We start from the raw sequence: 2,259 nt of genomic DNA on the forward strand, positions 1-2,259 counted from the left end.
ACAAAATAAAGGAGGTTGGTAAAAAATGACACGAACTGAATATGAAAATAAAATAAAAGAGTTAGGCATAGATTTGGAAGAATTGAATATTGTTAGTCTCATCACCATATTCTGTGATGTTCACACAATTCCGGAAATAAGTTAGCGAGATTGATACTCAATCTAGAGTAGCTCCTTCGTCAGCTTGCAGACCACTAAGTTGGTAGATGGAAGCGGTCAAGTGCTTTCCTTGACGGATTTCATTCTACCAACTACAATGCGGAAAGCTGATGAAGGGCATGGTTAAGCAACCTGATTTTTATAAGTTTTACCTGTACATGTAAATTTGCACATTATTTCAGGCTGACTTTTTCAAATTATTTTGGTTCGTTTTCTGAAATAATGTGCAATTTTTTTTGCGGATTATTTTAGATTTTGCGATTTTCCCCAGGTTCTTTGCACATTTTTCCGGTCGTTTTTCGATGATTTTTCCGCCCCTCTTCGAAAAAAATGGAACCCTCCGTACAAAGAGCTCCGATCGCTTAGTAAAGATGATGTTCCTCTGCCGCCATTCGAACGATTTCTTCATCGATCTGTTCTTTTTTCATTTGGTATCCATACAAGAGGCAAGTCGTGGCTAGGGTATTGATCACTCTTGGCCATCCTTGAGATTGTAAAGCGATGGCCTCTAGCGCTGCTGGAGTAAAAATCGGAATCTTCGCTCCCGCCATTTTCATTCGCTGTTCTATATATTGACCAACTTCTTCTTTCGTCAATGGCCCCATTTGATATCGCATGATGATACGTTGATTCAACGGCCGATGCTGGTTGAGCCGAAGTCGCGTTTGTAAATGCGGAAGGCCAGCTAAAATCAAGACAAATGGATTCGTCGAATCCATTTGAAAATTAAACAAAATCGCAAGATCTTGCAGAAAGGCATCTTTAGCCAGATGCATCTCATCCAAAATCAAGACAGGAGTGATTCTTCGTTCGGTGTACAATCGTTCGATTCCTTGCTGAATTTGATAAAACAAATCGACCTTCCGGTATTTTGGCTCTTCTCCCAACCCAAGTGCAAGCCCTCGGTAAAAATCCATCACTCCTCCTGTGGAAAGAGGAAAATAGACGACATGATACAACGATGGATTCAACGACTCTTTAAACGTTCGTAACGTAAACGTTTTTCCAGATCCAGGTTCACCAATGAATAGACCGATTCCTCTCGTTCGTTTGATATAATCCAATCCCGCCAATGCTTCTCGATACGAAGTAGCGAGATAGGCATCCGACGGCTTCATTTCTTTCGAAAAGGGTTCATGAGAAAGGGAGTAGAAGGTTTTATACATGATCTTCTTCCCCCTTTGCCCATTCTGTATTCAACGAAAACGGGGACCGATTTCGTTTCACATGGGCGTTATCATGCAGGCATACAGGTTTGGCTTGAGCGACTTCCTTGCCATCTTCATATACATATACACCATGGTCATCGTAACGAATATCGACGGATTGGCCAATGAAACGAGGAGGCACTTCGTACAATTGTTGAGCGAAATCGTTCCATCGGCCTTCACTTTCCGAAACTCGCGTTTCAGAAACATTGAATCCAACACCGTCGGATCTTCTAGAAATTGAACCGTATGGTTTTGAGACAGAAAGATTTCATGAGGCGTTTTTCCATTGAGCGATGCATGGGGGTTACGATGATAATCTTCCTCCAGCCATCTCCAAAATCGTTCATTCAACTCTTCGAGTGAATGAACCGGATTCATGTCCAATAACGGATAAAAACGCGTCTGCACCGTCTTGAAAAAGCGCTCAATTTTTCCCTTGCTTTGCGGGTCATATGGCTGCGTATGAACGAGGGTGATTCCTAACTGTGCACACGCATACTGAAGAGTTTCGGAACGATAAATCTTTCCGTTATCCGAGTAAATCATTTTCGGCTTTCCATACCGAATGAGCGCTTCTTTGGTGACGACTCGCAGCCCATCAAATTTCTCGGAAGAGAAAAATTGAGCGTATGGCACGATGCGTGAACAATCATCGATGTAAGCGATGAGAAACGTTCTTTTCTTCTTCCCATTGATTGGAACATACGGACCGTAAGAAAGGTCTCCTTGCCATAAGGCGTTCACTTGATCATGCGCAAAACGTTTTCTCTCCGGCATCGGTAAAATTTCTTTGCGTGTGAGTAAAATGTTTGTGGGAGAAATTCTTAGAATTCCCCGATGAGGGGGTTGGGAACGTAGGTTCGCAATCCCCCTCATCGGGGCCACCAAG

General features: G+C 42.7%; 1 protein-coding gene and 1 pseudogene. Both read right to left on the reverse strand.

The genetic code is table 11. The annotated features are described in order from the left end of the window. Nucleotides 1-521: 521 nt before the first annotated feature. Entirely contained in the window at nucleotides 522-1,325 is an 804-nt protein-coding gene (locus FB379_RS18205; RefSeq protein ID WP_044748971.1) for an ExeA family protein, read from the reverse strand. Beyond that, nucleotides 1,318-2,171 (reverse strand): annotated as a pseudogene (locus FB379_RS18210) (transposase); the annotation flags it as partial. The gene FB379_RS18205 and the pseudogene FB379_RS18210, both read right to left, overlap by 8 nt. Between the last annotated feature and the right edge of the window lie 88 nt (nucleotides 2,172-2,259).

The sequence above is a fragment of the Aeribacillus composti genome (assembly GCF_007827555.1).
GTDB classification, from domain to species: Bacteria; Bacillota; Bacilli; order Bacillales; family Aeribacillaceae; genus Aeribacillus; species Aeribacillus composti.

Bases quoted from the DNA above. Each gene is read 5' to 3' on its own strand.
- FB379_RS18205 (WP_044748971.1), bottom strand. From the start codon at position 1,325: ATGTATAAAACCTTCTACTCCCTTTCTCATGAACCCTTTTCGAAAGAA.